The following is a 24,482-nucleotide window of genomic DNA, read 5'->3' as shown; positions in this document are numbered from 1 at the left end:
GGTTATGGGGTTGGGGTTATTGGGGGGAGTCCTTGAGCCAGTGGCCGCTATAGTTGGCGGTGTCTGTCAGGCTGGCAGGATTATCCGCAGTCAGGTTGTAGTGGATGGCTTTCCAGGTGACACTACCCCAGGATTGGCATGTGGCGGCATTTCCTTCTGCCTTGAACATCTCTTCGGTGACATCGGTGAGGAAGAGGAGGGTGGCGGAGGTGCCTGCGAATGCACCATCACCAACGGTGGGCAGGAAGAAGCCAAATTGGTCGTTGGTGCCGCTGAGGACGACTTCTTCGAGGGCGGAGCAGTCGTAGAATGCGCAGACTCCTATGCTTGTCACTGCTTTGGGTATGCTGATTTCTGTCAAGCTGCTACAATACTGGAATGCGTAGCTTCCTATGCTTGTCGCTGCTTTCGGTATGTTGATTTCCTTCAGACTTCCACAGTAGTTGAATGCGCTTTGGCCTATCTCTGTCACTGTCTCCGGCAGTTGGATGCTCGTCAGATTCGCGCAGCTTTGGAATGTCCTCTCTCCTATCTTCGTTACTCCCGTGGGGATGCTGATTTCTGTCAGGCTGCTACAGTCGACGAATGCGTATTCTCCTATTTCTGTCACTCCGTCCGGCAGTTGGATGTTTGTTAGCTGGCGGCAATTAATGAATGCGTACTTTCCTATCTTTGTCACTTTCTTTGGCAGTTGAATGCTCTTTAGTGTCGTGCAGCTTTGGAATGCGCGCTCTCCTATACTTGTTATCCCTTCGGGGAGTATCACCTCTTGAAGTGCGGTATTTGTGTTATCCCCCGTTTTGCAAAATCCCTCCGGTATGGTTGTCGCCCCGCTTGCGGTGATGTAGAGGTGGCTGACCTTGAAGTATTTATTACCATTACTACCACCGATCATCTGCTCTTTCAAATTCGCCAAGTCCTGGTCGCTAATCTCCCCCGTAATCATTACCTTGATGGGGCTGTCTTGGCCGGCGCTTGCCAGTGCAGTCTTCAGTGCAGACCCATCTGCCAGCAGGCTTCCCGCTGTTTCGTTCTCCACTGTTACGAAGCTTTCTGCTTCCGTCGCCTCCACCAGTGTCGGGCTTTGCCATCCGGTGGACGTTACGCTCAATGCGCTCACCCCTGCTTTGTTTACTTTCAGTTTCAGCTCGTGGCAGGTATTGGCTTGGGTGGTGATGTCGTTGGTGGGGAGGTACTTATAGATGTCGTTTCCGATGTGGATGCTTATCATCAGTCGGTTTGCGGCAAAGGTCTGTCCCGGCAGCATCAGGGCGTAGTATGCCGACGAGGTATTGCCGTTCTTCAGCAGGCGGACATCGGTAGGGGTGGAGGCTTCGCCGTCGTGATTATGGATGACGGGCTCTCCGTCGGTATTCATGGTGAAGTAGGCTTTCGCTTGCTTGAGGTGTACGGTGGCCGTCTGCAGCTGTTCGGCGGTGATGCCGTCGCCCGGCAGCAGGTTGACGCATAGCTGCGCCATGCTGTGCTTCAGCAGCAGATTGATGGAAGAGGATGTGGCGGAATGTGTACCGCTGTAGTGCAGCAGGTCGGTGATGTGCCATTTATCGGCGGCAGCGGTATATTGCTTGCCGTCCCAGGCATTCAGGGTGCTCCCTGCGGCGGTGTTGGTTTCGTAGTCGGAGGGCATGTCGTAAACGGCAGGGGAGGAGGAAGAATAAGCGGGTCCCCACCAGGCGGTGAGGGTGTGGTTGCCGCTCCCTTGCCAGTAGGCGCGCTCGGTCTTGGTGGAACTCCAGCTGCTGTTGTTGCCGTCGTATAGGTAGGTGCCGGCAGATTGGGCGCTTCCGGCGGTGAGGGCTACGTGCAGCTTTTCGTCGTCTCTGAAGCTATGGCCGGATGCCACGCCGGACACGGCATCGGCGGCACGGGTGTTTCCTCCTTCTATGCTTACGGTTCCCAGCGTCAGCGCTTGTCCGTTTCCCCGGTTTTCGTCCTGCCCGGTCAGTTCGTTGGTGCATCCTGCCAGTATCAGCAGGCATATCATGGTACCTATGGCTGCCGTGATGGCGGTCAGTGTGCGCAGCGTTTCCCATCCCTGTGAGGTCAGTCGTTTCATGATGCAGTTCTCCATTTGGGTTGTTATAGGTTTTATTAATGTTCCTTTGCAAATGTGTCTGCAAAGTTGTTAATAATGGTATAAACTGCCTAATTTTACCCCTCGGTGCTTGTCCTGCATTGTCGCCTTGTTGTCCTGAATTGTCGCACCCCCTCTCAGAAGTGCTTCCGGAGGGGGTGTGAAGGGAAGTGCGGAGGATGAAAATCCGTCCTTATGGGGAGGAAGTCATGCTTTTATCAGCCACCTTTCTATGTTGCGCGTCCGGGCGCTGAAGTTCACGCCTATCCTGAACAGTGGGCGACCGTCGGCTTCGAAGGGTTGCGCGTAGTGTTTTTCGTCAATCTGCCGCAGCGCTTCTTCGGCAGTGCCTTCGAACTTGAACTCCATGATGTAGATGTAGCGGTCTGTCTTCAGCACGAGGTCCACACGTCCCTCGGAGGTGTGATATTCCACTTGGGTATAGAATCCCACCAGCTTGAAGACAATGAAAAGCACGTTCTGGTAGTGCAGTTCGCGGTCGCCGACAAGTTCGTAGGGGGTGTCGGCAAAGAAACTTTGCAGGCGGCGGAAGAAGGCATCGGGCTGTCCGGATTCTATCTCACGTACAAACTTCTGTATCTCGAACGGTGCCTCTATCTTGTTGAAGCGGGTGTAGAACGGCATCAGGAACTTGACGAACCCTTCTTCCACTTCCCGGTTGGGGAAGCCGAGGCGGTAGAGTCCGAACCTTGGGTCGTACTCCTTAATCGTGAGGTATCCGCTTTGGAAGATGACGGGCAGTGGGTCTTCGTCGCCATAGATGCTGTTCAGCACGTCGGCGTAGGTTTCTGCATGGGCCATCTCCTCCAGGTTGTAGTGGTTGCGTTTCAGCAGTTCCACCAGATAGGTGGGGGTGCCCGTCTCGAACCAATAGCTGCCGAACTCCTGCTTGTCGAAGGTGTTGAGCAGGCTGAAAGGGTTGTAGATTCCGATGGAGTTGTGTGTGAAGTGGTAACCGTCGTAATCTTTCTGCAAGCGTTGGCAGGTTTCCTCGTAGGTCATGTTTTGCGCCTGCGCCAGCAGCCGGATGCTTGGGGCGAATTCTTGGCGCAGCTCTTCGTCGGTGACACCGCAAAGGGCAAGGTATCGCCGGTCCATGGAGATGTCGTTCAGGTTGTTGAGGTCGCTGAACACGCTGACCTTGCCGAACTTGGTGACCCCCGTCAGCAGGGCAAACTGGATGCATCCGTCCATGGTTTTCAGTACGCCGTAGAAGGGTTTCAAGGTGTTGCGGAACTCGTTCTGCAGCGCTTTGTTGCCGATGGCTTGCAGCATGGGCTTGTCGTATTCGTCGATGAGGATGGCCACACGTTGCCCCGTCTGCTCGCAGGCACGCCTGACCACTCCGGCGAAGCGAAGGGCAAGCGTGCTTTCCGCCATTCCCGTGCCATAAAGCTGTTCCCATTCTGTCACAGCTTTTTCCAGCTGTTTGTCCAAGCTGTCCGGGGTGTCATACTTCCCTATATTCAGGTCGATGTGCAGCACGGGGCGTTTTATCCAGTCTTTCTCCAGCTTCTCCATCGCCAGCCCTTCAAAGAGTTCCTTCTTTCCCTGGAAGTAGGCTTCGAGGGTGGAGATGAGCAGGCTCTTGCCGAAGCGCCGGGGGCGGCTTAGGAAGTAGTAGCTGCCCGTCTTTACCAGCCGGTAGACAAGGGCGGTCTTGTCGACGTAGAAATAGCCGCCTTTGCGCATCTTCTCGAAGTTCTGTATGCCGATGGGGTAGATTTTGTTGCTCTGTATGGGTTCCATATTTCCGGTTCTCCTTTCTTATATATCACTTTTCTTATATATTACCTGTAACTTTCTTATATATTACTTGCAACGCACAAATATACGAATAGTTCTTGTAACTGACGGCCTGCAATCTGTTAAACTATAGGCTCTGTGCATGGTTCTGCGGACTTGTCCGGCAAAGTCTCCCGGTACTGCACGGGTGTCATGCCAAGCAGTTTGTTGAACGCCACATAGTAGGTGTTGCGGCTCTTGAAGCCCGAAGCGGTGGCTATGGCATCTATGGAATACATTCTGTTGTCTTTCAGCATCGATATGGAGTGCTCCACGCGCAGGCGGTTGATGTAGTCGCTGAAGCCGTCGGCACCGGCATATTCGCGCAGGAACGGGTTGAGGCGGTTCTTGCTCAAGGCCGTTATCTTCATCAGGTCTTCGCGGTTGAAGTCGGGGTTTAGGAAGGGCAGGTCGGTGAGCAGGGCATCTTCCATCTGCATGAACCGGCGGCGGTTGTCTTCATCGTCGGCAGCGGAGGGGGAAGTGTTGGCTTGAGCGGCAGGCGGCTCTTCGTTAGGGGCATCTTCCGGGTGAAGCGGCTGCCGGCGGTATGCCTTGCGCAGTTCTTCTTTCTGTGCCAGAAGCTCTTCTATCTGGCGGGCGGCTATCTGGTTGCGTTCGCGGGTGCGGCGCAGGTGGAGGTGCTTTTCCCATAGCAGGATGGCGAGCAGGATGGCGATGAAGCTGGTGGTGATGAACAGTACGCGTTGCCGTGCCAGCTTGTGTTGGGCTTCGCGTATCTGCGCATCCTTTTCCTGGGTTTGGTAGATGATGGCGAATTCGTGTGCCTGGCCGGCCTTTTCGCGGGCATAGATGCTGTCGGTCAGCATGGTGATGCGCTGTTGGTAGCTGTCGGCCAGTTCCGGACGTTTCAGTCCGCGGTAGGTGCGGGCATAGCGGTCCAGCAGAATCAGGTGGCCGTAGTTGAAGGTATCGGCCGGTTCGGCCAGGGCGGAAGAGGCGTCAAGAAGTTGCAGCACTTTATGGTACTGACGCGTACCCAGCAGGTAGGGGACGATTTCTGTTTGTCCTGCCTGCGATTGTGCAAAGCCGGTGCTTTGGTATTTCCGGGCGGTTTCGGCGGCTTTTTCGCTTTGTCCGTTTTGCAGGTAGTACCAGGCAAGTTTGGAGTAGAGGTAACCGTATTGCTGGTCTATGTATCCGGGCGGCGGTCCGGGCAGCAGGCTCATGCGGCTGATAACGTCGAGACGCTTCTCGCAGAGGGCAATGGCTTCGTCCAAACGCTCGTTTTCGGCCAGATAGGCGGACAAGTCGCCGTAGGAGGTGGATAGTTGGGCCAGTTCGCGCACATTGTCCGTGCCTTGCAGCAGTTCGATGGAACGGTACATGTACCGGAACGCTTTGTCGTCGAGCTTCATGCCTTGATACATGCGGCCCAAAGTGAACAGCAGTTCGCTTTCTTTGGCCTTCTGTCCTTGCTCCTGTGCCAGCTCGATGGCTTCGGTACAGATGCGGATGCCTTCTTCGTATTTGTTCAGGCGGTCGAGGGCGGTGGCGAGCTGCGTGAGGACTTGCAGTTTCCGGAGAGGAGTGTGCTGCACGGAGTCGCTTTGCAGGGCGCGGCGGATGTACCGCTCCTTGAGGTGGTACATACCTTGACGTTCGTAGACTGTGCCGCGCAGCATGTCGATGCGGAATTGCGGCAGGTGGGGAAGACGGCGGGCTTCGGCTTCGTCCAGCAGTGACAGAGCGCTGTCGGGCAGGGTGTAATAGATGCTGCGGATATGCTGTTCGGTCAGCAGGCTGTCGGGCAGGGAAGCGGAGGTTTTGTATCGGTTAGGGGTGCTTGCGGTGGAAAATAGGCTTATGGTGAGTGCCAGAGCAAGATAGAGGGGACGGAAGTAATGTATTTTCTCCATTGTTTATTTTCTCTTTTGTATGGCAAAGATAGGGATTATTTTTATCTTTGCCTGCGTTTATCATAAGAAGTTACTGCAATGAATATATACATAAAATCTGTCATTTTGTCTTTTTTCTTTATATCTGTCGGGGCTCGGGCACAAGAGGCTTCCTTCACTCCGCCTTTTGATTTTCCCATCATTTTCTCCGGTAACTTTGGCGAGATACGTGCCAACCATTTTCATGGCGGACTGGATTTCAAGACCGGTGGCGCCATAGGCAAACCGGTACGTGCGCTGGCGGACGGATATATTTCGCGTATCCGTGTCACCCACGGCTCGGGCTATGTGCTCGATGTGGTGTATGATAACGGCTATACCGCCATCTACCGTCATCTTAGCGCCTTTGTGGGTGAAGTGGCAAAGCGAGTGAAGGCTCTTCAGTACGAAAAGGAAAGCTGGGAAGTAGAGATGATTCCCGAGCCTGCTCCCGTGTCAGATGAGGGAGACGATAGAGATAGAGGCAGTAATAATCTCGGGGTGCATATCTTGGGCGAATATCCCGTGAAAGCCGGTCAGATAATAGCTTTAAGCGGAAACACCGGATACTCTTTCGGTCCGCACCTGCATCTGGATATGATAGAGACGGCTACGGACGAATATATAGACCCACTGCCTTTCTTCATGGACAAAGTGAAGGACAAGACTGCCCCGCGTGCCGAAGGTATCATGTTGTTTCCTCAGCCGGGCAAAGGAGTGGTGGAAGGTAAGCAGACGCGACGGGCTTTTCCGGCACATCCTACGAAACCCATTACCGCCTGGGGATTGATTGGTGCAGGCATCCGTGCTTATGATTATATGGACGGAGTGCAGAATAAATATGGCGTGAAGACGGTGATTCTCGAAGTGGACGGCGAGGAAGTCTTCCGCAGTACGGTAGACCGCTTTGCATACGAGGAAAACCGCTATATCAATTCGTGGACACACGGCCAGTATATGAAGTCTTTCATCGAGCCGGGAAACCACTTACGCATGCTGCATGCATCCAACGGTAACCGTGGACTGGTGGACATCAACGAAGAACGCCCTTACCGGTTTGTCTATACGCTGAGCGATGCGCTGGGAAATACCTCCAAGGTCTGCTTCACGGTGCAGGGGCAGAAGACGACAATTGCTCCGGTGGAACATCGTGAGAAATACGCCCTCAAGTGGGACAAGGTGAACTATCTGCAGGAACCGGGGTTAGAATTGGTCATTCCGAAAGGAATGCTCTACGATAACGTCCTGTTGAACTATTCCGTGCGGGCTGATAGCGGTGATATAGCTTTCACCTATCAACTGAACGATACCCGTATTCCTATGCACAATGCCTGCGATTTGCGTATCGGCTTGCGCCGGCGTCCGGTAGAGGATATGACCAAATATTATGTGGCGGGCGTAACGGCGCGCGGTGGAAAATACCGCATCGGCGGTAAGTATGAGGATGGTGTCATGAAAGTGCGTATACGGGATTTGGGGACTTATACCGTGGCGGTGGATACGGTTCCGCCGGTGATAACTCCCGTGAACCAAGCTCAGTGGGGACGTACGGGAAAAATCATCTTCAAGGCCAAGGACAAGGAAACCGGCATCAACACCTATCGGGGTACGATTGACGGAAAATATGCCTTGTTTGGAAAGCCCAACTCCATCAGTGGTAACCTGGTGTGCGAGCTCGACCCGAAACATGTGGAGAAAGGCGGCAAGCATGTGGTGGAGATGACGGTGACGGATGGCTGTGGCAACTGTACCACCGAACAGTTTGAATTTGTATGGTAAAGCCTCTCCCCCGACCCCTCCCCCGTAGGGAGGGGAGGTCGGAAGTTACTTTTGCTATATATAGTGTAATAAATAAGTGTAATAAAAATATGTGTAACAAGCTATCATTTTCTTCTCCCCTCTCTTTCGGAGAGGGGACGGGGGTGAGGCCTTAATTTATTAGAAGTATGAAAAGTAAAAGACTGACTCTTTCCGTCTTGTTTGTTGTGGCAGCCGTGGCGAATGCACTGGCCTGCACCAATCTTATCGTGGGCAAGAACGCCTCCGCGGACGGTTCTACCATCGTTTCTTATTCTGCCGATTCCTATGGCTTGTTCGGCGAGCTATATCATTATCCTGCCGGCATGCATAAGAAAGGCACGCTGATTGACATACACGAGTGGGATACCGGCAAATACCTCGGGCAGATAGCGCAGGCCCGTCAGACGTACAATGTCATCGGCAATATGAACGAATTCCAGCTCACTATCGGTGAAACGACATTCGGCGGACGCCCCGAACTGGTAGACACTACCGGTATTATCGACTACGGTAGCTTGATTTATCTCGGACTGCAACGTTCACGCACTGCTCGCGAGGCTATCAAGGTGATGACGGAATTGGTGCAGGAATATGGCTATTACAGTAGTGGAGAATCCTTCACCATTGCCGACCCCAACGAGATATGGATTATGGAGATGATTGGCAAGGGACCCGGTGTGCGCGGTGCCGTATGGGTAGCTGTCCGCGTGCCCGATGATTGTATCTCCGCACATGCCAACCAGAGCCGCATTCATCAGTTCAATATGAATGACAAGGAAAACTGCATGTACTCTGCCGACGTCATCTCCTTTGCACGTGAGAAGGGTTACTTTGATGGTGTGAACAAGGATTTCAGTTTTGCCGATGCCTATGCTCCGCTCGATTTTGGTGCCCGTCGCTATTGCGAGGCCCGTGTATGGAGCTATTTCAATATGTTTACCGACCGTGGTAACGAGTTCTTACCTTATATATTAGGTGAGACGAACACTCCGATGCCTCTGTTTGTGAAACCCAACCGCAAGGTTTCCGTGCAGGATGTGAAAAATGCCATGCGCGACCATTATGAAGGTACTCCTCTCGACATCAGCAAAGATTTCGGTGCAGGCCCGTATCATACCCCGTACCGCCTTTCTCCACTCTCTTTCAAAGTGGGCGACCGGGAATATTTCAATGAGCGTCCCATCTCCACCCAGCAAAGTGGTTTCGTATTCGTGGCACAGATGCGTTCCGAGTTGCCCGACCCTATCGGTGGAGTACTGTGGTTTGGCACGGATGATGCCAACATGACGGTATTTACGCCCGTATATTGCTGTACGGACAAGGTTCCCGTATGCTATACCCGCGTGGATGGCGCCGATTACATCACTTTCTCCTGGAACTCCGCTTTCTGGATTTTCAATTGGGTGGCCAATATGGTATATCCCCGCTATGACTTGATGATAGACGACGTGCGTGCCACTCAGACAGAGTTGGAGACAACTTTCAATGAAGCGCAGGAGGGCGTTGAGGCTGCTGCTGCCAAACTTTTGGAAAAAGACCCTGCCAAAGCGAAGGCATTCCTAACCAACTATACGAACATGACCGCCCAAAGCACTTTCGATACCTGGAAACGTCTTGGCGAGTTTCTTGTCGTAAAGTACAATGACGGCGTTGTCAAGCGTATGAAAAACGGTCAGTTCGAACGTAATTCCATTGGCCAGCCGGCAGGCGTAATCCGCCCGGGATACCCGAAGGAGTTCCTTGAAGAGTATGTTAAGCAGACGGGAGACAGATATAAAATGCCTGAATAAAATTAGGATATTTGAACTTATTCTTCTACATTTGTGTCTTACAAAAAAGTTTATATTAACTCTTAAAATAATAACAGTCTTATGGAAAATCAGGAACTGATTAAGCAGGTGACTGAGAAAGCCGAAAAATGGCTTACCCCGGCATATGATGCCGAAACTCAGGCAGAAGTGAAACGCATGTTGGAAAACCCAGATAAAACCGAATTGATAGACAGTTTTTACAAAGACCTGGAGTTTGGAACGGGTGGTCTGCGCGGCATCATGGGTGCCGGTACAAACCGCATGAACATTTACACTGTAGGTGCTGCAACACAGGGCTTGTCCAATTATCTGAACAAATGTTTTGCCGGAAAGAAGGATATTTCCGTTGTAGTGGGCTACGACTGCCGCAACAATAGTGACAAGTTCGCCAAGATTTCTGCTGACATCTTCTCTGCAAACGGCATCAAGGTATATCTTTTTGATGACCTTCGTCCTACGCCCGAAGTTTCATTCGCCATCCGTCACTTCGGCTGTCAGAGCGGTATCAACATCACAGCCAGCCACAACCCCAGAGAATACAACGGCTACAAGGCTTATTGGGATGACGGTGCGCAGGTGCTCGCTCCGCACGATACAGCCATCATAGACGAGGTAAATAAGGTGACGGTGGCCGACATCAAGTTCAACGGCAACAAGGACTTGATTCAGATTATCGGCAAGGAAGTGGATAAGGTTTATCTGGACATGGTTCACTCCATCTCCATCGACCCCGAAGTCATCCGTCGCCAGAAAGACCTCAGCATTGTGTATACTCCGCTTCATGGCGCAGGCCGCGTGCTCATTCCGGACTCATTGAAGGAGTGGGGATTTGAGAATATCAACTGCGTGCCCGAACAGATGGTGAAGGACGGCAATTTCCCGACAGTGGTTTCTCCGAATCCCGAAAATGCCGAAGCCCTTTCCATGGCCATTGCGCTGGCCAAGAAGATTGACGCTGACATCGTGATGGCAAGTGACCCGGATGCCGACCGTGTCGGTATGGCCTGCAAGGACGATAAGGGCGAGTGGGTGCTTATTAATGGTAACCAGACTTGTCTCATTTTCTTGTACTACATCATCAAGAACCGTATTGCAATGGGCAAGATGCAGCCAAACGACTTCATCGTGAAGACCATCGTGACCACTGAACTCATCAAGGCTGTGGCAGACAAGAACAAGATTGAAATGCGCGACTGCTACACCGGCTTCAAGTGGATTGCTCGCGAAATCCGTCTGAGCGAAGGCAAGCAGCAGTATATCGGTGGTGGTGAAGAAAGCTATGGCTTCCTGGCCGAAGACTTTGTCCGTGATAAAGATGCGGTTTCTGCCTGCTCCTTGCTGGCCGAAATCTGTGCTTGGGCCAAAGACCAGGGTAAGACGCTCTATGACGTATTGATGGAAATCTATGTAGAATATGGATTCTCAAAGGAAACCACCGTGAATGTGGTGAAACCGGGTAAGAGCGGTGCCGAGGAAATCAAGGCGATGATGGATAACTTCCGTGCCAATCCTCCGAAGGAAATCGGCGGTTCGGCTGTCAGTCTGATTAAGGATTACAAGACGCTGGAACTTACTGATGCCCAGGGCAACGTAAGCAAGTTGGATATGCCCGAGACTTCCAATGTACTTCAATATTTCACTGTAGACGGCACGAAGATTTCTGTCCGTCCTTCCGGTACGGAACCGAAGATTAAGTTCTATATCGAGGTGAAGGGCGAGATGGGTTGTCCGAAATGCTATGCCAGCGCCGATGCCGAAGCTGAGAAGAAAGTGGAGGCAGTGCGCAAGTCACTCGGCATTTGATAGGAAAGAGGAAAAAATGTGTATATAGTGTTCGGAGAGGCGTAACCCGTGAGGGCTGCGCCTCTTCCTTTTGCTTCTGTGTTGAAAGAAAACTTAAATAAAGACTTAAACCCGATGGTTGATGAACAAAACGTTTGCAGGGAAGTTTAGTATATGCAGATTGCGGTTACACACCGATTGGTTGATGTGAATGAGAGTCGTTTCATTCGTAGTTGTTCGTTTGTGAGTGTGTGTTTTCCGCAATTTGCTTTTTTAAATTTCTTCCCCCCTCTTTTTAATTCTTTAATTTTTAATTGTTCTCCATCCACCAGTCTATCAGCCTTCTTGCGATACTCAGCTTTCGTGGAATTTCGGGCAGGTTGTCTTTGGAATAGAAGGCGGCAGCGGTCAGCTCATCTTCCTGCAGTTTTATCTCCCCGCTTTCGTAGTCGGCAATGAAACCCACCATCAATCCGCTGGGGTAGGGCCAGGGCTGGTTGCTGAAGTAGGTGATGTTCTTTACCTTCAGCCCCGTTTCTTCAAAAACTTCCCGTTCTACACATTCTTCCAGTGTCTCGCCGGCTTCGAGGAAGCCTGCCACCAGTCCGTAGAAGGTTCCTCGGAAGTTCCGGGCATGCACCAGCAGGATTTCGTCTCCTTTGCGTATCAGTACAATGATGGCGGTGGAAACGGGAGGGTACATCTCATTGCCGCAGTTGGGACACTTCTTCATGATGGGGGTCTGGTGCTCCATGGCGGTGCCACACACGGGGCAGAAGCGGCTGTGCTCGTCCCAATAGAGTATCTGGAAGGCCTTTCCTGCAGAACGGTACTCGTCCGGCGAGATGTAGTCGTACGATGCGCGCAGGCCTATCATGACCCATTCATCGGTTTCGGCCACGGGCTGTTCCAAAGCAAATGCACGTACTTGCTTGCCGTTGGGTGGGAACACTTCGTGTATATTACTTCCGGCTTCCGGTGTCAGAGGAGGCTCTATACTGACGGGTACGCTGTATTTTATTTCTCCTTTGTCTGTATATCCTTTTTTCAGCAGCAGTTGGTCTTTGAAGAAGACGAACCACTGCGTGCAGGGTTGGGGTTCTGTTGATTTTTCCATTGTTTGTTGTTTTATTATTTGGGGGGATGAACACGAAAATACAAAGGCACAGAGATTCTTTTCAAAGAGATAAAGCATTAATTTCTATGTCTTTGTGTCTCTGTGTTCGCCCCCCCCTAAATTTCGTTTGCTGTGTCTTTTTCTTGCCGCACATAGACCGTTGACCTTCCCATTCCGCGGCGGCGCAGGAACCCTTGCCGGATGAATTTGTTCAGCTCGTCTATGGCGGCATGTCTGGTTAGTCCGCTCAATTGGATGTATTCGTTCTTGTTGATGCATACATTCTGCTTGAGGAACAGTTCCAGTTCGGCTTTTCTTGTTGCTTCGGTGGTCTCTACTACTTTTTTCGATTTCTTGGTAGTGGAGTGTACACGTTCCAACGTCATTTTCTTCTTGATGTTGTTGCGGAACGTGCTGCTGATGCGCAGGTGCACGTTTTGGAATTGGACGGATTCGGAGCGGATTTTCTTTTTCTCGTCGTCGGTCTCGCGCAGGCATTTCAGAGAAGTGCTGAAGAATCCGAGTTCTCCCAGTTCCACGATGTTTCCGTTGGCAAGGAGGTCGCACAACTCGTCAATGCAGGCATCCAATGCTGCTCCTATCACATTCTTGGGCAGATGTTGGAAAGTTGCGATATGTTCCACAAACTCCTTTTGGGTATAAGTCCTTTTCGGGCAGATACGTGCATGGAGTGATTTCTTGTCTTCTTTCCCGTCGGGCGAAGGCGTTTCGTAAAGGTCGTAATACGCGCTCATAAGATATTTATTTTTGTTTATAGCGATAAACAGTTCTCGTCGCTTCGGGGAATTATTTTTGTCGCTAAGCGGATTAATTTTCTTCTTCCTAAAAACTAATCGTCCGACAACTGTTGCATTATCGTCCAACAGTTGTTTAATTATCGTCCGACAGCTGTCGGACGAAACAGAAATGGGTATGGGACGATTAATTCTTAGTGAACAAAGGTATAAAATATAGTGATACGAAGAGTAGTGTTTGGGGAGGAAAGTTTTAGTTTTCGGCAAAAGAGGGGGGATTGTTAAATCCCCAATAATAGGGACTGACCCGATGAAGGACTGGTCACTTACCTGGGGACAATTTGTCTCCAGGTAGAAATGGTAATAGATATAGGAAATGAAAGCAAATCACAACGTGTGTGCGTGTCTGTGTGTATTTGTTTTCCAAAGATAGTGAATCTTAATAAGACTCTCTCTGATTTCCCTACTATTTTGTATCTTTACACACTTTTCTTTATACATGAGTACTGACTATAAATAAATCATATTGTGGAAATAACCCAACGCATTCGTCTCCTCCTTTCCGAAATGAACCGGGGAGTATACGAAAAAGAAACTGAAATAAACCTCTCCCTGCTGGCAGCTCTGGCAGGCGAGAGCATTCTGCTCCTGGGACCTCCGGGAGTAGCCAAGTCAATGGTAGCCAGGCGGCTAAAGTCGGCTTTTACAGATGCCCGTGCCTTTGAATACCTGATGTCCCGCTTCTCTACGCCCGACGAGATTTTCGGTCCTGTCAGCATTAGCCGACTGAAAGAATCCGACAAGTATGAACGTGCCATCGACGGCTATCTGCCCACAGCCGATGTCGTGTTTCTGGACGAAATATGGAAAGCAGGCCCTGCCATACAGAACACTCTGCTGACCGTCATCAACGAGAAACTTTTCCGCAATGGCGACAAGGAACTGCATCTCCCCCTCAAACTGCTCGTAGCTGCCAGTAACGAACTGCCCGCTCAAGGCGAGGGACTGGAAGCCCTATGGGACCGCTTCCTTATCCGCATTCTCTGCACCTGCGTCAAGCAGGAAGAGTCTTTCTACAAAATGCTGCTGGACGATTCTGCCGACCATCCGGAAACGACTGCCTGCGAATGGCAAATCTCCGACCGCGAGTATGCCGAATGGCAAGCTGAGATACGCCGCGTAACCTTGCCTCTCGATGTTCTTTCCTGCATCACAGCCATTCGCCACGGACTGACAAGCGTAGAGATGCAAGACTCCGACCTGCGCCGCAATGTCTACGTCAGCGACCGCCGCTGGAAGAACATCGTGAAGCTGCTCAAGACCTCCGCCTTCGTCCACGGCCGCACGGAAGTCTCCATGACCGACCTGCTTCCCGTCTACCACTGCCTATGGAGTGAGCCTGATGAGAGCGTTGCCATCCGTGACATCGTTATCCGTGCCTTATTCGTGTCCCACACAAAACAGATTGCCGGTATCGCCTCCTCGCTGAAATCCGATTTGAAAGTCAGCCGTGTGCGCGAAGCCCTCGACAAAGCCCGCCTTGCCGGCGACCGTAGGGACGATGACCTGCAGATAACGGACCACTTCTACTACCAGGTGGAGAAACATGGTACGGGCAACACCTACATCTTTATCGTGGACTACAAAAATCTGAAGGAGTACAGCGCCAAAGATGCCCCCACCTTGGGCGTAATGTATGTCGACCCCATCAATCCCAAGCGTACCATCATTCGCGCCTTTGCCGACACCGGCGTCGTGAAAGAGGAAGGCACCGAACGCGTCACCCTCTACCGCGACGACAAGCATCTCTACATCAACGGTGTGCGCTTCCCCATGCGGCGTCTGCAACGGGGCGAGGAGCAACAGCTCTGGCTGGGGAACCTCTCCATTACCGACCGCGACTATGAGACGGAACTGGACACTGCTGCCACAAATATAGACCGTTTGGTAAGAGATTTGTCCGACAACCTTTTCGTCTCCGAAGAGGATAAAAAGAGCGTAGCTCAATACGTCTCCATCGTCCGCAAGGAGATAGCCTGGGCGCGTGTGGACATGCGCAAACTGAGATATGGAGACGAATAATCCTCCAGTAACCAAGAAGAAGATGAACACCACCGCCACCCGATATGACACCGCCTTCTATGTGCAGGCACTGGACCGTTTTGTAGCCACCGGAGAGTGTGCTGAGACGGATACCGAGCCCTTGTATGCCTATCTGCTCTCCGTGATGAACGACTCCATGGTCAAGGTGCAGGTGCTGGGCAATGAGGTCTGTGCACGTATCTTTTACGACACCATGATTCAGTTTATCCACTTGAATTTGGAGAAGGAGAGGTACCACCTCCGGAAAAGCCAGTCGGAACGGACCGGGATGAAACTCGTGCTGGAATGGTCCATGGCAAAACGGAAAGACGGCTGGCAAGCCTTGCTCCAGCAGATTTCCGACAAATACCGGGAGTACGGCTTCGACTCCCGTTTCTACCGCAGCCACTTCGGCACAGAAGGAGGATATGCGGACGATGAAGTCTGGGAGAAAATGGTGGACGACTGGGAAGACGCCTTCCAACAGAAGATGCATCAGGAAAAGGAGAAAGAAATCGTTTTCCGCAAAGATGCCCTCGAGCGCAGGCTCCGTTCCAATCTGAAAGACATCCCCGAGTACATCCGCCAGAACCGGGTGGATAAGGACGAATTCTTCCAGACCTGGGGCATGATGAGCGGCTTGTGGAATACTGTCGACTTTGAGCGTATACGGAAAATCGTGCGCATCCAGCGCTCTTGCCCCGAGATAGTGAAAGTGGCCCGCAAGATGGGGCGTATGGCAGACGACGAAGGACGTGAGCAAATCCGCGTTGCCGAGGGAAACGTCTACAAAATGGAGCACTCCTCCAAATGTGACATCCTGGGCATCAGTACCGGCAACGACCTCAATACCCTGCTTCCCATTGAGCTTGCCCATTCCGCTGACAGTGAACTGGAAGATTTGTTCGTCTACAAATACCTTACTCGCAAGCTCCAGACCTTCCGTTATAAATCGGAAATCATGCAGCCTGCCCGGCGCATCGAAACCAAGCCTGCCCGTCCCAAAGGTCCGATGATTGTCTGTCTAGACACCTCGGGAAGCATGGCTGGCAAGCCGGAGAAGATTGCCCACTCCCTGCTGATAAAGCTCCTGGAGATAGTCGACCGTCAACGGCGGAACTGCTTTCTGATAGCCTTTTCCGTCTCCATTCATCCGATTGACGTAAGGAAAGAGCGGGCAAGGCTGCTCGAATTCTTCTCAAAGACAGCTTGCGGGGATACAGATGCCACCCGTATGCTAGAAGCCACGTTCCGCCTGCTCAAAGAAGGCAAGGAGTATATGAATGCCGATGTGCTTTGGGTCAGCGATTTCAAGATTCCTCACTCTTCACCTGCCTTTATGGAGGAGATTCGCCGTTGTCGGGAAGCTGGTACACACTTCTACGGTCTGCAGATTGGCATCACGGACAATGAGTGGGCACCATTCTTCGACCGCATTTATCGGGTGGAATACACCCCTTTGCGGAATTGCTGAAATAAGGTTTGCCCTGAAAGCGTGCTTATTGAAGGCTATATTTCAGCAGTAAATATCCGCCTGCCACTTGCAATCCCATTCCCGGCACACCGATACGGAAATCTTGTACAGCCCGGAAGAAGCTGCCCACCATGGCCCATTCTCCCAAAGTACCTGCTACCTGATAGAAAAGAACTACTGCCAGCAGGATAGGCAGGGAAATGCGCTGGAAACGGTGTGCTGCCCAGCCCGCCGCCACAGCCAGTAATACAGACTTCAACAGAATGGCGGGAAGTGCTGCGGGAAGTGGCATTCCGAATAGCAGGGAGTTGAGGACGGGCGACAGGACGGCTGTCAGCAACCCCACTTTCCATCCGAATTTATAAGCGCCCACCAGCGTGAAGAAATAGATTGGAAGCCAGGTTATCCCTCCCTGGGGAATGAGATGAAAGAGCTGGGGAAGAGCCAGATTGCCAAGAATGAATAGCGAGGCTGCCAGATACGTCTTCACATTATTGTAATCCAGCGAGTAGAGTTTAACTGTTTTTGTTTCCATGTAGTTGTAATGTATTAAAAGTTGATATTTACGCCTCCCATCACCGTAGCTTTCGGCATGGGGAAGCCTGCATTGATTTCATAGCGTTGTGCCAGCAGGTTTTCACCCTTGACGAAGACGTCGGCAAAACTGCACAGACGGTAGTTGGCACGCAGGTTCCAGAGTACGAAGCTTTCCTGCTTCTCCTTACCCGGGGTGACCGAGGTATGGAGACCCTTCACGTATTGTATACCGGTAGACAAGCTCCAGCGTCTTTGTGTAAAGTCCGTACCGGCATAGAGTTTGTGTTCGGGAGCCGCCAGTACCGGATTCTCCATGTGCAGCCAGCTATAATTGGCATTCATCTGCCAGTGTCGGTTGATGCGGTAGCCAAGGTTGGTTTCCACGCCCCAGTTCTCTATCTCTCCGGAGTTGACGTTCTTGCGCAGGGCAGGGTCTGTCATGATGATGTTGTCCCCGTTGATGTAGTAGAGGTTCACCCCATAGGACATGGCCCCTCCCAAAAGCTGCTCCGTAAAGGAGAGTTCATAGTTCATCAGGCTCTCCGCTTTCAAATCGGGGTTCTGTGGAGGGAACATGTACATCTCCCGGATGGTGGGGTTACGGAATCCTTTGCTCACCATTGCTTTCAGTTCCGCCTGCCGGGGCAGATGGAAAGCCAGTCCCCCTTGGGGAATCCATTCCGTGCCTACGTGCGAATGGTGGTCTATGCGGACACCGGCGTCCAGTGAAAGCCAGCTGTTGATGTCCTGCCTGAAATCCACATAGCCTGCAAATTCATCCATCTGCTTGTCCACACCGGGGATATGGTCGCCAATCTGCTGTCCGGGTTTTGCCTCGTCGATGGCGACAACCTTGTTCCAGGACTCTCCGCCGAAGTGCTGGTAATCGAAACCTACGGTCAGGCGGTTGCCGGTGAAGAGCGTGGCACTTTGATACCACGATATGCCCAGCATCCGGTCTTTGGAGTTGAAGTGCGACTTCTGGGGCTCTCCTCCGGGGTGGTAGCCGTCATTAATCTTGTGCCGGCCCCAGTTGTAGAAGAAGCTCACGGCGCCGGAAGTGCGGTCGTAACGATTTTCCAGTGCGAAGGAGGTCATGCCGCGTGTGATGCGCGAGTCGTTGTCTATATACGGATTGTCGACTTCGCCGGGATTGGAGGCGTTGAAGCGGGTGATGTTCACGTTGCCCCACAGCTTCCAGGTGTCGCTGAAGTCGTATCCCAGTTTGGCATAGCCGCCATACTGCTCAAACTCCATGTCGTCACGGTGTCCGTCGGTACGGTTGTACGAGCCGGTCACCACGCTGCTGAAACGCCCTTTCCTCACGCGGTTGGAGACTTCCGTCTGCAGGGTATTGTAGGAACCGTATCCTATCTGCGCATTGGTTTTCACCCCGTCCTCCTGCATCTTGCGGGTGACGATGTTGATAACCCCGCCCATTGCATTGGACCCGTAGAGGACGGAGGCGGGACCGCGCAGCACTTCCACCCGTTCGGTCATCATGCTCTGGTAGGCGTCGGCGATGGGATGCCCCATCAGGCCCATGTATTGCGGGTGTCCGTCTATCAGCACCAGCAGGCTGGTTGTAGGTCCTCCGGCTGCGTTTACTCCGGCGCCTATACCGCGCAGGCTCATGCCTCCTGCGGCTCCCGTGGATACGCCGTAGCCCATGATGCCGCGGCTTGTGGTGAAAAGTCCGGGCACCTGCTCGGTCAGTGCAGGCAGGATGGAGGGCTGGTAGGTCTGTTCCAGTTGCCGACGACCCACTACGGAGATGGCCATTGGCAGGTGGCGGATGTCTGTTTCATTTCTTGTCCCGGTCACCACGACTTCATCAAGCTTGTAACTTTTTAGCCGGAGGCTGTCGGCAGGTGCGGACAGCATACTACCCGGAAGGGCGATACTTATTAAAATTGCGGTTAAAATCTTTTTATTCATCGTTTATCTATGGTTCTTTTTGCAAAGTTATACAAAAAGAAGAATCTGTATATGATTGGTAATCCTTAAAATGGACAACCGGGGTTGAAGATAAGTCCGTTAAAGGGTTTCCTGCTTCAGCGCTTCCACAAATCGGTCTATCTCCTGCAGTTTCGCCGGGATGTCGATGCCTTGCGGACAGTGCGGGTTGCATTGGCCGCAACCGGTGCAGCGGTTGGCTTGGCGCAGGCGGGGAACACTGCGGTCATAGCCTATCAGGAAGGCGCGGCGTGCCTCGCGGTAATTCTCGTCTTGGCTGTTCTGCGGCACGTTGCCCTCGTTGATGCAGCGGTTGTAGTGCAGCAGGATGGCTGGAATATCCAGCCCATAGGGGCACGGCATACAGTATTTGCAGTCGTTGCACGGCACGGTGGGGTATTGCAGCATTCGCTGGGCGGTATCTTCCAGTAGGGTAAACTCCTCTTCCGTACATGGAACAAGCGGGGAGAAGGTACGCAGGTTGTCTTGCAGATGCTCCATGTACGTCATTCCGCTCAGTACGGTCAGCACATCGGGGAAAGTACCTGCAAATCGGAAGGCCCAGGAAGCCACGCTCTCCTGCGGGCGGCGTTGTTTCAGACGTGCCATCAAGTGGTCGTTCAGGCGGGATAGGCGTCCGCCCAGCAACGGCTCCATGATAACGGCGGGAATGTTGCGCTTCACCAGCTCGGCATATAGGTATTCGGCATCCGTGTTGCGGGTATTCACTTCTTTGGCATGCCGCCAGTCCACGTAGTTCAGTTGGATTTGTACGAAGTCCCATTTCAGTTCGTCGTGGCGGGAGAGCAGGTAGTCAAAGACTTCGATGTCTCCATGATAGGAGAATCCGAGGTTGCGGATGCGTCCGGCTTCGCGCTCTTTCAGCAGGAAGTCCAGCATGCCGTTGTCCAGATAGCGGGAGCGGAGGGCTTCCATGCCGCCCATGCCGATGCCGTGCAACAAGAGGTAGTCGATGTAGTCCACTTGCAGGTCGCGGAAGGAGCGGTGATACATGGCAAGGGACTCTTCGCGGCTGTGCGTGCTGGGACTGAAGTTGGACAGCTTTGTGGCAAGGAAGAATTTCTCCCGTGGGTGGCGTTTCAAGGCAATGCCCGTGGCGCGCTCCGACAGACCTTGCACATAGGCGGGGGAGGTGTCGAAATAGTTCACTCCGTGGGCAATGGCATAGTCTATCAGGTCGTTCACGGCTTCCTGGTCTATTTCGTCTCCATTCCCGTCGGCGCGTTTCCGGGTGGGCCATCGCATGCATCCGTATCCCAGCAGGGAAACCCGGTCGCCCGTGTTGGGATTGGTACGGTAGGTCATCTTGCCGGTTGGTATCTCGCCCAGCGCGGCCGATTCGCTCTCCCCGTTGTTCTTGTTGCCCGAACAGCCGTACAGGGCTGCTGCCGAGGCAAGCGTTCCTGCACCGGCGAGTTTGAAGAAATCGCGGCGGTTTATCTTGTTCTTATTGTCTTCTTTCATTGTGATAGGACTGAAATTATAAATGGATATTTGGATGATAAAGCTGCTTCAGACAGTTCTGTGCATCACATGGCCTTCCACATAAATGGCACTGAACGGACGCGACGGACAAAGGTTCTCGCATGCTCCGCATCCGATACAGCGTTCGGCGTTGACTACCGGTATCTTGATGGAGGCTTCGTCTTCCGGGTCTGAAGGAACCATCTGTATGGCACCGGCCGGACAATGGCGGGCACAGTTCCCGCATTCCATCTTGTCTGTGATGCAGATGCAATTCTCCTTAATCCATACGGCATGACCGATTTGGACGGCCGATTTCTCGGCGAGGCTTGTCAGATGGATGGCATCGGTAGGACACACCTCCGCACACTTGGCGCATTCGGGGCGGCAGTAACCGCGTTCGTAAGACATTTCCGGCTGCATCAGTTTTGTCAAGTCCGAAGAAGGACGGAGCACTTGGTTGGGGCATACCGATACGCAGAGCTGGCAGGCTGTGCAGTGTTGTGCAAAGTGGCGGGCGCTCAGTGAGCCCGGAGGAGTGATGGGAGTGGCGCGCTCGGGGATTTTTTTGTCCTCGATGACAGCCAGTCCACCGTCCACTTTCTTCTCCTGCGCCTTGAGGGCTGCCGTAGCAGCAAACACGGCAGTTGTAGAGAGAAATGCGCGGCGGGCGTCGTTTACCTGCTCCGGTGCCACGGAGGTTTCCTGGGAGACCGCAGCGGAGGCCGGCTTGCGGCGTGTGTAAGTGATGGCACCTTTCCTGCACTTGTTGATACAGTCCATACATGCCACGCAACGGCTGTAATCTATTTCGTGTGCCTTGATGTTGATACACGATGCCTTGCAGTTGCGGGCACAAAGTCCGCAGTTGTTGCACTTCTTTGTGTCAATCACCGGTTTCAGCAAGGAATACTTCGAGAGGAAACCAAGCACTGTACCTACCGGACAGATGGTGTTGCAATAGGTACGTCCGCCCCGCCATGCCAGCACGATGAGGACCACCAGAGTGACCGTGGCAATCAGCAGGGTAGGGAGACTCTTCATCCATACATCCGTTTCATAGAAGGCATAGCTGTCAGCACGTTCGGCCAGGTAGGCCAGTCCGTTGTTTGCCCACTGGTAGAGTGGGGAGAAAAGGCTGGAAACGATGCGCCCGTATGAGCTGTAAGGGGCCAGCAGCACGACAAAAGAGTTCAGTCCGCCGATAATGGCAAGTACGAATACTCCCAGCACACCGTAGCGTAGCCATTTCAGTGCGGACGAGTAGCGGAAACGGTTTTTCTTCCGTTTGGCGGAGAGCCAGGAAACAATGTCCTGGAATACTCCCAACGGGCAGATGACGGAGCAGTAGATGCGTCCGAATACCAAGGTCAGCACTGCAAGAAACAGTACTACACCGATGTTCAGTGCCAGCACGGCCGGCAGGAATTGTATCTTCGCCATCCATCCGAACCAGGCATGCAGTGTTCCCGTGAAGTCGAGGAACAACAGCGTGATGAGTGCGAAGAAGATGACGGCAAGGGTCAGTCTGATGGTACGTAGCATAAATGTATTGTATAGCGGTTAGTATTCGTTCTTTATACCTTTTTTCCCATCTCGTAGGCTTCGTGCATGGAAGGCTTGTCGTTTATCTCGCCCACCTTCCAGGCACCCACGCCATAAATGGTGCCGCATTCTTTGGGCTCTTCCAGGCAGTCGAGGAAGCCACGGAAACCATCGATGGTACGCTCCATCATGGGGACACTTTCTTCATCTGCGCGCTCATGGTGTAGAAGTATACGGGAGTTGCCATGACGATGACGTCGGCGGCAATCATCTTTTCCACCACTTCGGCGGCATCGTCCTTTTGTGGGCAGGGTTTGCCGTACATGCTGCATACGCTACATCCCGTGCAGTAGTTGATGTGCTTGTCTTTCAGGAAAATTTTTTCTACTTGATGTCCGGCTTCTGCGGCACCGCGCATGAATTCGTTGCACAAGAGGTCGGAGTTTCCATTCCTACGGGGACTGGAGGAGAGGATTAATACTTTTTTGCTCATATTCGTTGTTCGTTAGTTAGTAAATGATTACGTGCTACAAAAATAGGCCGGTTTTATGAGAACGGCAGTATACAAATTACGGTTGTTGTTACCTAAATTACTGATTCATTCCAAAAGTATCTCCCGTTCGATGCCGGTGTCTTTCAGAAACTCCCGGTCGTGGCTGATGGCAATTACGGTGCCGGCGTAGTCGCGTATCGTTGCCGTTATTATTTCTATGCTCTCGATGTCCAGATTGTTGGTGGGTTCGTCCAGAATGAACATATCCGGGGTATTGTCGGCAATCATCAGGCAGCAGAAGGAGAGGCGCATCTTTTCGCCGCCACTCAGTTTGCCGCACGGCTTGTTCCACACGTCGCGGGGAAAGAGGTAACGGTTGAGGATGGTTTTCACTTCATGTTCCGGCAGGTGGCGGTGGTTGAAAGCTTCTGCTTGTTGGAGTACGCTGCGCTCATTACGGACGAGGGAGTATTCTTGGTCCAGATAGACGGAGGTGAAGCCGGCACGCTCCATCACTCCGTCGGTGGGGTGCAATTCGCCCATGATGAGTTTCAGCAGGGTTGTTTTTCCACTGCCGTTTTTTCCTTTCAGGCTGAGGCGGTCGCCGCTTCTTAGCTGGAAGGTGAGGGGAGAAGCCCAGAGACTCTTTGCAGCCGTCTCCGTGTGGGGTGTTTCTACGGGGGAGGCTGTATGGTCGGGATAATGGAAGTTGACGTTCCTTGCCGTAATCAGAATCTTGCCCGTATGCAGATGGGAGGTGTTGAAGTCTGTTTTCAGCTTGTCCGTCTGCGACAGTAAACTTTTGATGCCTGCCATTTCCGTCTGCAGCTTTTCCGCTTTCTCCGCATGTATGCTGCTGAGTCTGCTACTGCTGTTTTCCGCATTGTTTTTCAGTGCTCCCATCATGATGCGGGGAATCCCCTTTTTAATGGAGTTTTTTTCTCCCCGCACATTCTGTTTGGCCTTCCGTTCTTCTACTTCGCGTGCCACTTTGCGTGCAAGGCGCAGGGCTTTCTGCTTCTCTTCTAGTTGTTGGGTGAGGGCGTTTTGTTGCAGGGTCTTCTGTTTTTTGTAGAAGTCGTAGTTTCCGCTGTAATACGTCAATCCCTGGGAGGAGAGTTCGCAGATGGCAGGCAACTGATTCAGTAGCGTGCGGTCGTGACTGATGACGAGCACGGTAGCCGATGTCCGTCGTATCAAGTTATACAGACGTTCCCGTCCATCCGCGTCCAGATAGTTGGTCGGTTCGTCCAGCAGGATGGCTGTTGGGTTGTGCAACTCCATGCCTGCCAGGAAGATGCGGGTCTTTTCGCCGCCGCTAAGTCCTTCCATCGGACGGGAGAGTGTGATACCGTCCAGTCCCCAGCTGTCGAGAGAAGCCTGGGCGCGTTCTTCCACGTTCCAGTCATCATTGAGCGTATTGAAGTGCTTTTCGGTAGCGTCACCGCTTAGGATGGCATGCAGGGCAGATAGCTTGTGGCTGATTCCCAAAGCTTGTGCTATTGTCTGCCGGTCGTATTGTCCGAAGTGCTGGGGCACGTAGTACAGATGTTCGGGGCGTAGCACCGTTCCCGAACTTGGTGACAAGTCTCCTGCCAAAATGCGCATGAGGGTAGACTTGCCGCAACCGTTATTTCCGGTCAGGGCTATTTTATCTCCGGAGTTGATACTCAAATGGAGGTGTGAAAACAAGATTTCCTTATCTGCATGGATATAGCTAAGGTCTTTAATGATAAAGCTCATAAGTTTCTACTGTGTTTTTAGAAGTAAGAATGATAGGGGAGATGCAAGCATTCCCCGAAATTGAAATTCTCGAAGGGGAGGGGTACAGACAAACACAGTATTG

At 52.4% G+C, this 24,482-nt stretch carries 15 protein-coding genes and 1 pseudogene; 5 read left to right on the top strand and 11 right to left on the bottom strand.

What is annotated here, in order from left to right; translation table 11 throughout:
* Positions 1–16 precede the first annotated feature (16 nt).
* From DW947_RS09620 to DW947_RS09610, 3 genes are all read right to left on the bottom strand, one after another.
* Positions 17–2,077, bottom strand: coding sequence for a leucine-rich repeat protein (locus DW947_RS09620; RefSeq protein WP_165859465.1), 2,061 nt, complete (start codon positions 2,075–2,077; stop codon positions 17–19).
* A 225-nt stretch (positions 2,078–2,302) separates the two neighbouring features.
* A complete protein-coding gene (locus DW947_RS09615) occupies positions 2,303–3,865 on the bottom strand; it encodes an ATP-binding protein (protein WP_016274383.1) in 1,563 nt (520 codons plus the stop codon).
* Between the two features lie 119 nt (positions 3,866–3,984).
* The gene (locus DW947_RS09610) at positions 3,985–5,781 is read right to left on the bottom strand and encodes an AraC family transcriptional regulator (RefSeq protein WP_022400816.1); all 1,797 of its coding nucleotides are present in this window, start codon (positions 5,779–5,781) and stop codon (positions 3,985–3,987) included.
* Positions 5,782–5,859: 78 nt separating this feature from the next.
* Here DW947_RS09610 and DW947_RS09605 point away from each other — a divergent pair, with 78 nt between their 5' ends.
* From DW947_RS09605 to DW947_RS09595, 3 genes are all read left to right on the top strand, one after another.
* The gene (locus tag DW947_RS09605) at positions 5,860–7,578 is read left to right on the top strand and encodes a M23 family metallopeptidase (protein WP_117963144.1); all 1,719 of its coding nucleotides are present in this window, start codon (positions 5,860–5,862) and stop codon (positions 7,576–7,578) included.
* 167 nt (positions 7,579–7,745) lie between these two features.
* Positions 7,746–9,389 carry a C69 family dipeptidase gene (locus tag DW947_RS09600; protein ID WP_057089520.1) on the top strand — a complete coding sequence of 548 codons (1,644 nt, stop codon included), beginning with the start codon at positions 7,746–7,748 and terminating at the stop codon, positions 9,387–9,389.
* 81 nt (positions 9,390–9,470) lie between these two features.
* Positions 9,471–11,213, top strand: coding sequence for a phospho-sugar mutase (locus tag DW947_RS09595; protein WP_087333053.1), 1,743 nt, complete (start codon positions 9,471–9,473; stop codon positions 11,211–11,213).
* A 289-nt stretch (positions 11,214–11,502) separates the two neighbouring features.
* Here the strand turns inward: DW947_RS09595 and nudC are convergent, their stop codons facing one another.
* Positions 11,503–12,309, bottom strand: coding sequence for an NAD(+) diphosphatase (nudC, locus tag DW947_RS09590; protein WP_057282090.1), 807 nt, complete (start codon positions 12,307–12,309; stop codon positions 11,503–11,505).
* Between the two features lie 116 nt (positions 12,310–12,425).
* The gene (locus DW947_RS09585; protein WP_022400812.1) at positions 12,426–13,064 is read right to left on the bottom strand and encodes an HU family DNA-binding protein; all 639 of its coding nucleotides are present in this window, start codon (positions 13,062–13,064) and stop codon (positions 12,426–12,428) included.
* 528 nt (positions 13,065–13,592) lie between these two features.
* On the opposite strand from DW947_RS09585, the gene DW947_RS09580 reads away from it, so the two are divergent.
* Both DW947_RS09580 and DW947_RS09575 read left to right on the top strand, forming a co-directional pair.
* Positions 13,593–15,146, top strand: a complete 1,554-nt coding sequence (locus DW947_RS09580; RefSeq protein ID WP_009038268.1) for an AAA family ATPase — start codon at positions 13,593–13,595, stop codon at positions 15,144–15,146.
* 22 nt (positions 15,147–15,168) lie between these two features.
* Complete coding sequence (locus DW947_RS09575; RefSeq protein ID WP_117963199.1) at positions 15,169–16,620, top strand: vWA domain-containing protein; 1,452 nt, start codon at positions 15,169–15,171, stop codon at positions 16,618–16,620.
* Between the two features lie 25 nt (positions 16,621–16,645).
* On the opposite strand, the gene DW947_RS09570 is transcribed toward DW947_RS09575, so the two are convergent.
* The 6 genes and pseudogenes from DW947_RS09570 to DW947_RS09545 form a co-directional block, all read right to left on the bottom strand.
* Positions 16,646–17,155 (bottom strand): membrane protein, encoded by a 510-nt coding sequence (locus tag DW947_RS09570; RefSeq protein ID WP_035448758.1) that lies wholly within the window; start codon positions 17,153–17,155, stop codon positions 16,646–16,648.
* Positions 17,156–17,169: 14 nt separating this feature from the next.
* Entirely contained in the window at positions 17,170–19,041 is a 1,872-nt protein-coding gene (locus DW947_RS09565) for a TonB-dependent receptor (RefSeq protein WP_374938689.1), read from the bottom strand.
* 153 nt (positions 19,042–19,194) lie between these two features.
* Complete coding sequence (locus DW947_RS09560; RefSeq protein WP_057089525.1) at positions 19,195–20,598, bottom strand: aldo/keto reductase; 1,404 nt, start codon at positions 20,596–20,598, stop codon at positions 19,195–19,197.
* A 48-nt stretch (positions 20,599–20,646) separates the two neighbouring features.
* Positions 20,647–22,143, bottom strand: coding sequence for a 4Fe-4S binding protein (locus DW947_RS09555; RefSeq protein ID WP_055288604.1), 1,497 nt, complete (start codon positions 22,141–22,143; stop codon positions 20,647–20,649).
* A gap of 32 nt (positions 22,144–22,175) precedes the next feature.
* Positions 22,176–22,636 (bottom strand): annotated as a pseudogene (locus DW947_RS09550) (flavodoxin family protein).
* 105 nt (positions 22,637–22,741) lie between these two features.
* Positions 22,742–24,379: an ABC-F family ATP-binding cassette domain-containing protein gene (locus DW947_RS09545; RefSeq protein WP_117963141.1), complete on the bottom strand. Its 1,638-nt coding sequence runs from the start codon at positions 24,377–24,379 to the stop codon at positions 22,742–22,744.
* Positions 24,380–24,482: the final 103 nt, after the last annotated feature.

Source organism: Bacteroides sp. AM44-19 (genome assembly GCF_003603395.1).
GTDB lineage: Bacteria > Bacteroidota > Bacteroidia > Bacteroidales > Bacteroidaceae > Bacteroides > Bacteroides uniformis.
Note: the sequence above shows the minus strand (reverse complement) of the source record. Positions and strands in the feature narration are given on the sequence as shown.

Coding starts and splice junctions, on each gene's coding strand:
- DW947_RS09545 (WP_117963141.1), bottom strand. CDS start 24,379: ATGAGCTTTATCATTAAAGACCTTAGCTATATCCATGCAGATAAGGAA.
- DW947_RS09620 (WP_165859465.1), bottom strand. CDS start 2,077: ATGAAACGACTGACCTCACAGGGATGGGAAACGCTGCGCACACTGACC.
- DW947_RS09585 (WP_022400812.1), bottom strand. CDS start 13,064: ATGAGCGCGTATTACGACCTTTACGAAACGCCTTCGCCCGACGGGAAA.
- DW947_RS09615 (WP_016274383.1), bottom strand. CDS start 3,865: ATGGAACCCATACAGAGCAACAAAATCTACCCCATCGGCATACAGAAC.
- DW947_RS09605 (WP_117963144.1), top strand. CDS start 5,860: ATGAATATATACATAAAATCTGTCATTTTGTCTTTTTTCTTTATATCT.
- DW947_RS09560 (WP_057089525.1), bottom strand. CDS start 20,598: ATGAAAGAAGACAATAAGAACAAGATAAACCGCCGCGATTTCTTCAAA.
- DW947_RS09565 (WP_374938689.1), bottom strand. CDS start 19,041: ATGCTGTCCGCACCTGCCGACAGCCTCCGGCTAAAAAGTTACAAGCTT.
- DW947_RS09600 (WP_057089520.1), top strand. CDS start 7,746: ATGAAAAGTAAAAGACTGACTCTTTCCGTCTTGTTTGTTGTGGCAGCC.
- DW947_RS09595 (WP_087333053.1), top strand. CDS start 9,471: ATGGAAAATCAGGAACTGATTAAGCAGGTGACTGAGAAAGCCGAAAAA.
- nudC (WP_057282090.1), bottom strand. CDS start 12,309: ATGGAAAAATCAACAGAACCCCAACCCTGCACGCAGTGGTTCGTCTTC.
- DW947_RS09570 (WP_035448758.1), bottom strand. CDS start 17,155: ATGGAAACAAAAACAGTTAAACTCTACTCGCTGGATTACAATAATGTG.
- DW947_RS09610 (WP_022400816.1), bottom strand. CDS start 5,781: ATGGAGAAAATACATTACTTCCGTCCCCTCTATCTTGCTCTGGCACTC.
- DW947_RS09575 (WP_117963199.1), top strand. CDS start 15,169: ATGAACACCACCGCCACCCGATATGACACCGCCTTCTATGTGCAGGCA.
- DW947_RS09555 (WP_055288604.1), bottom strand. CDS start 22,143: ATGCTACGTACCATCAGACTGACCCTTGCCGTCATCTTCTTCGCACTC.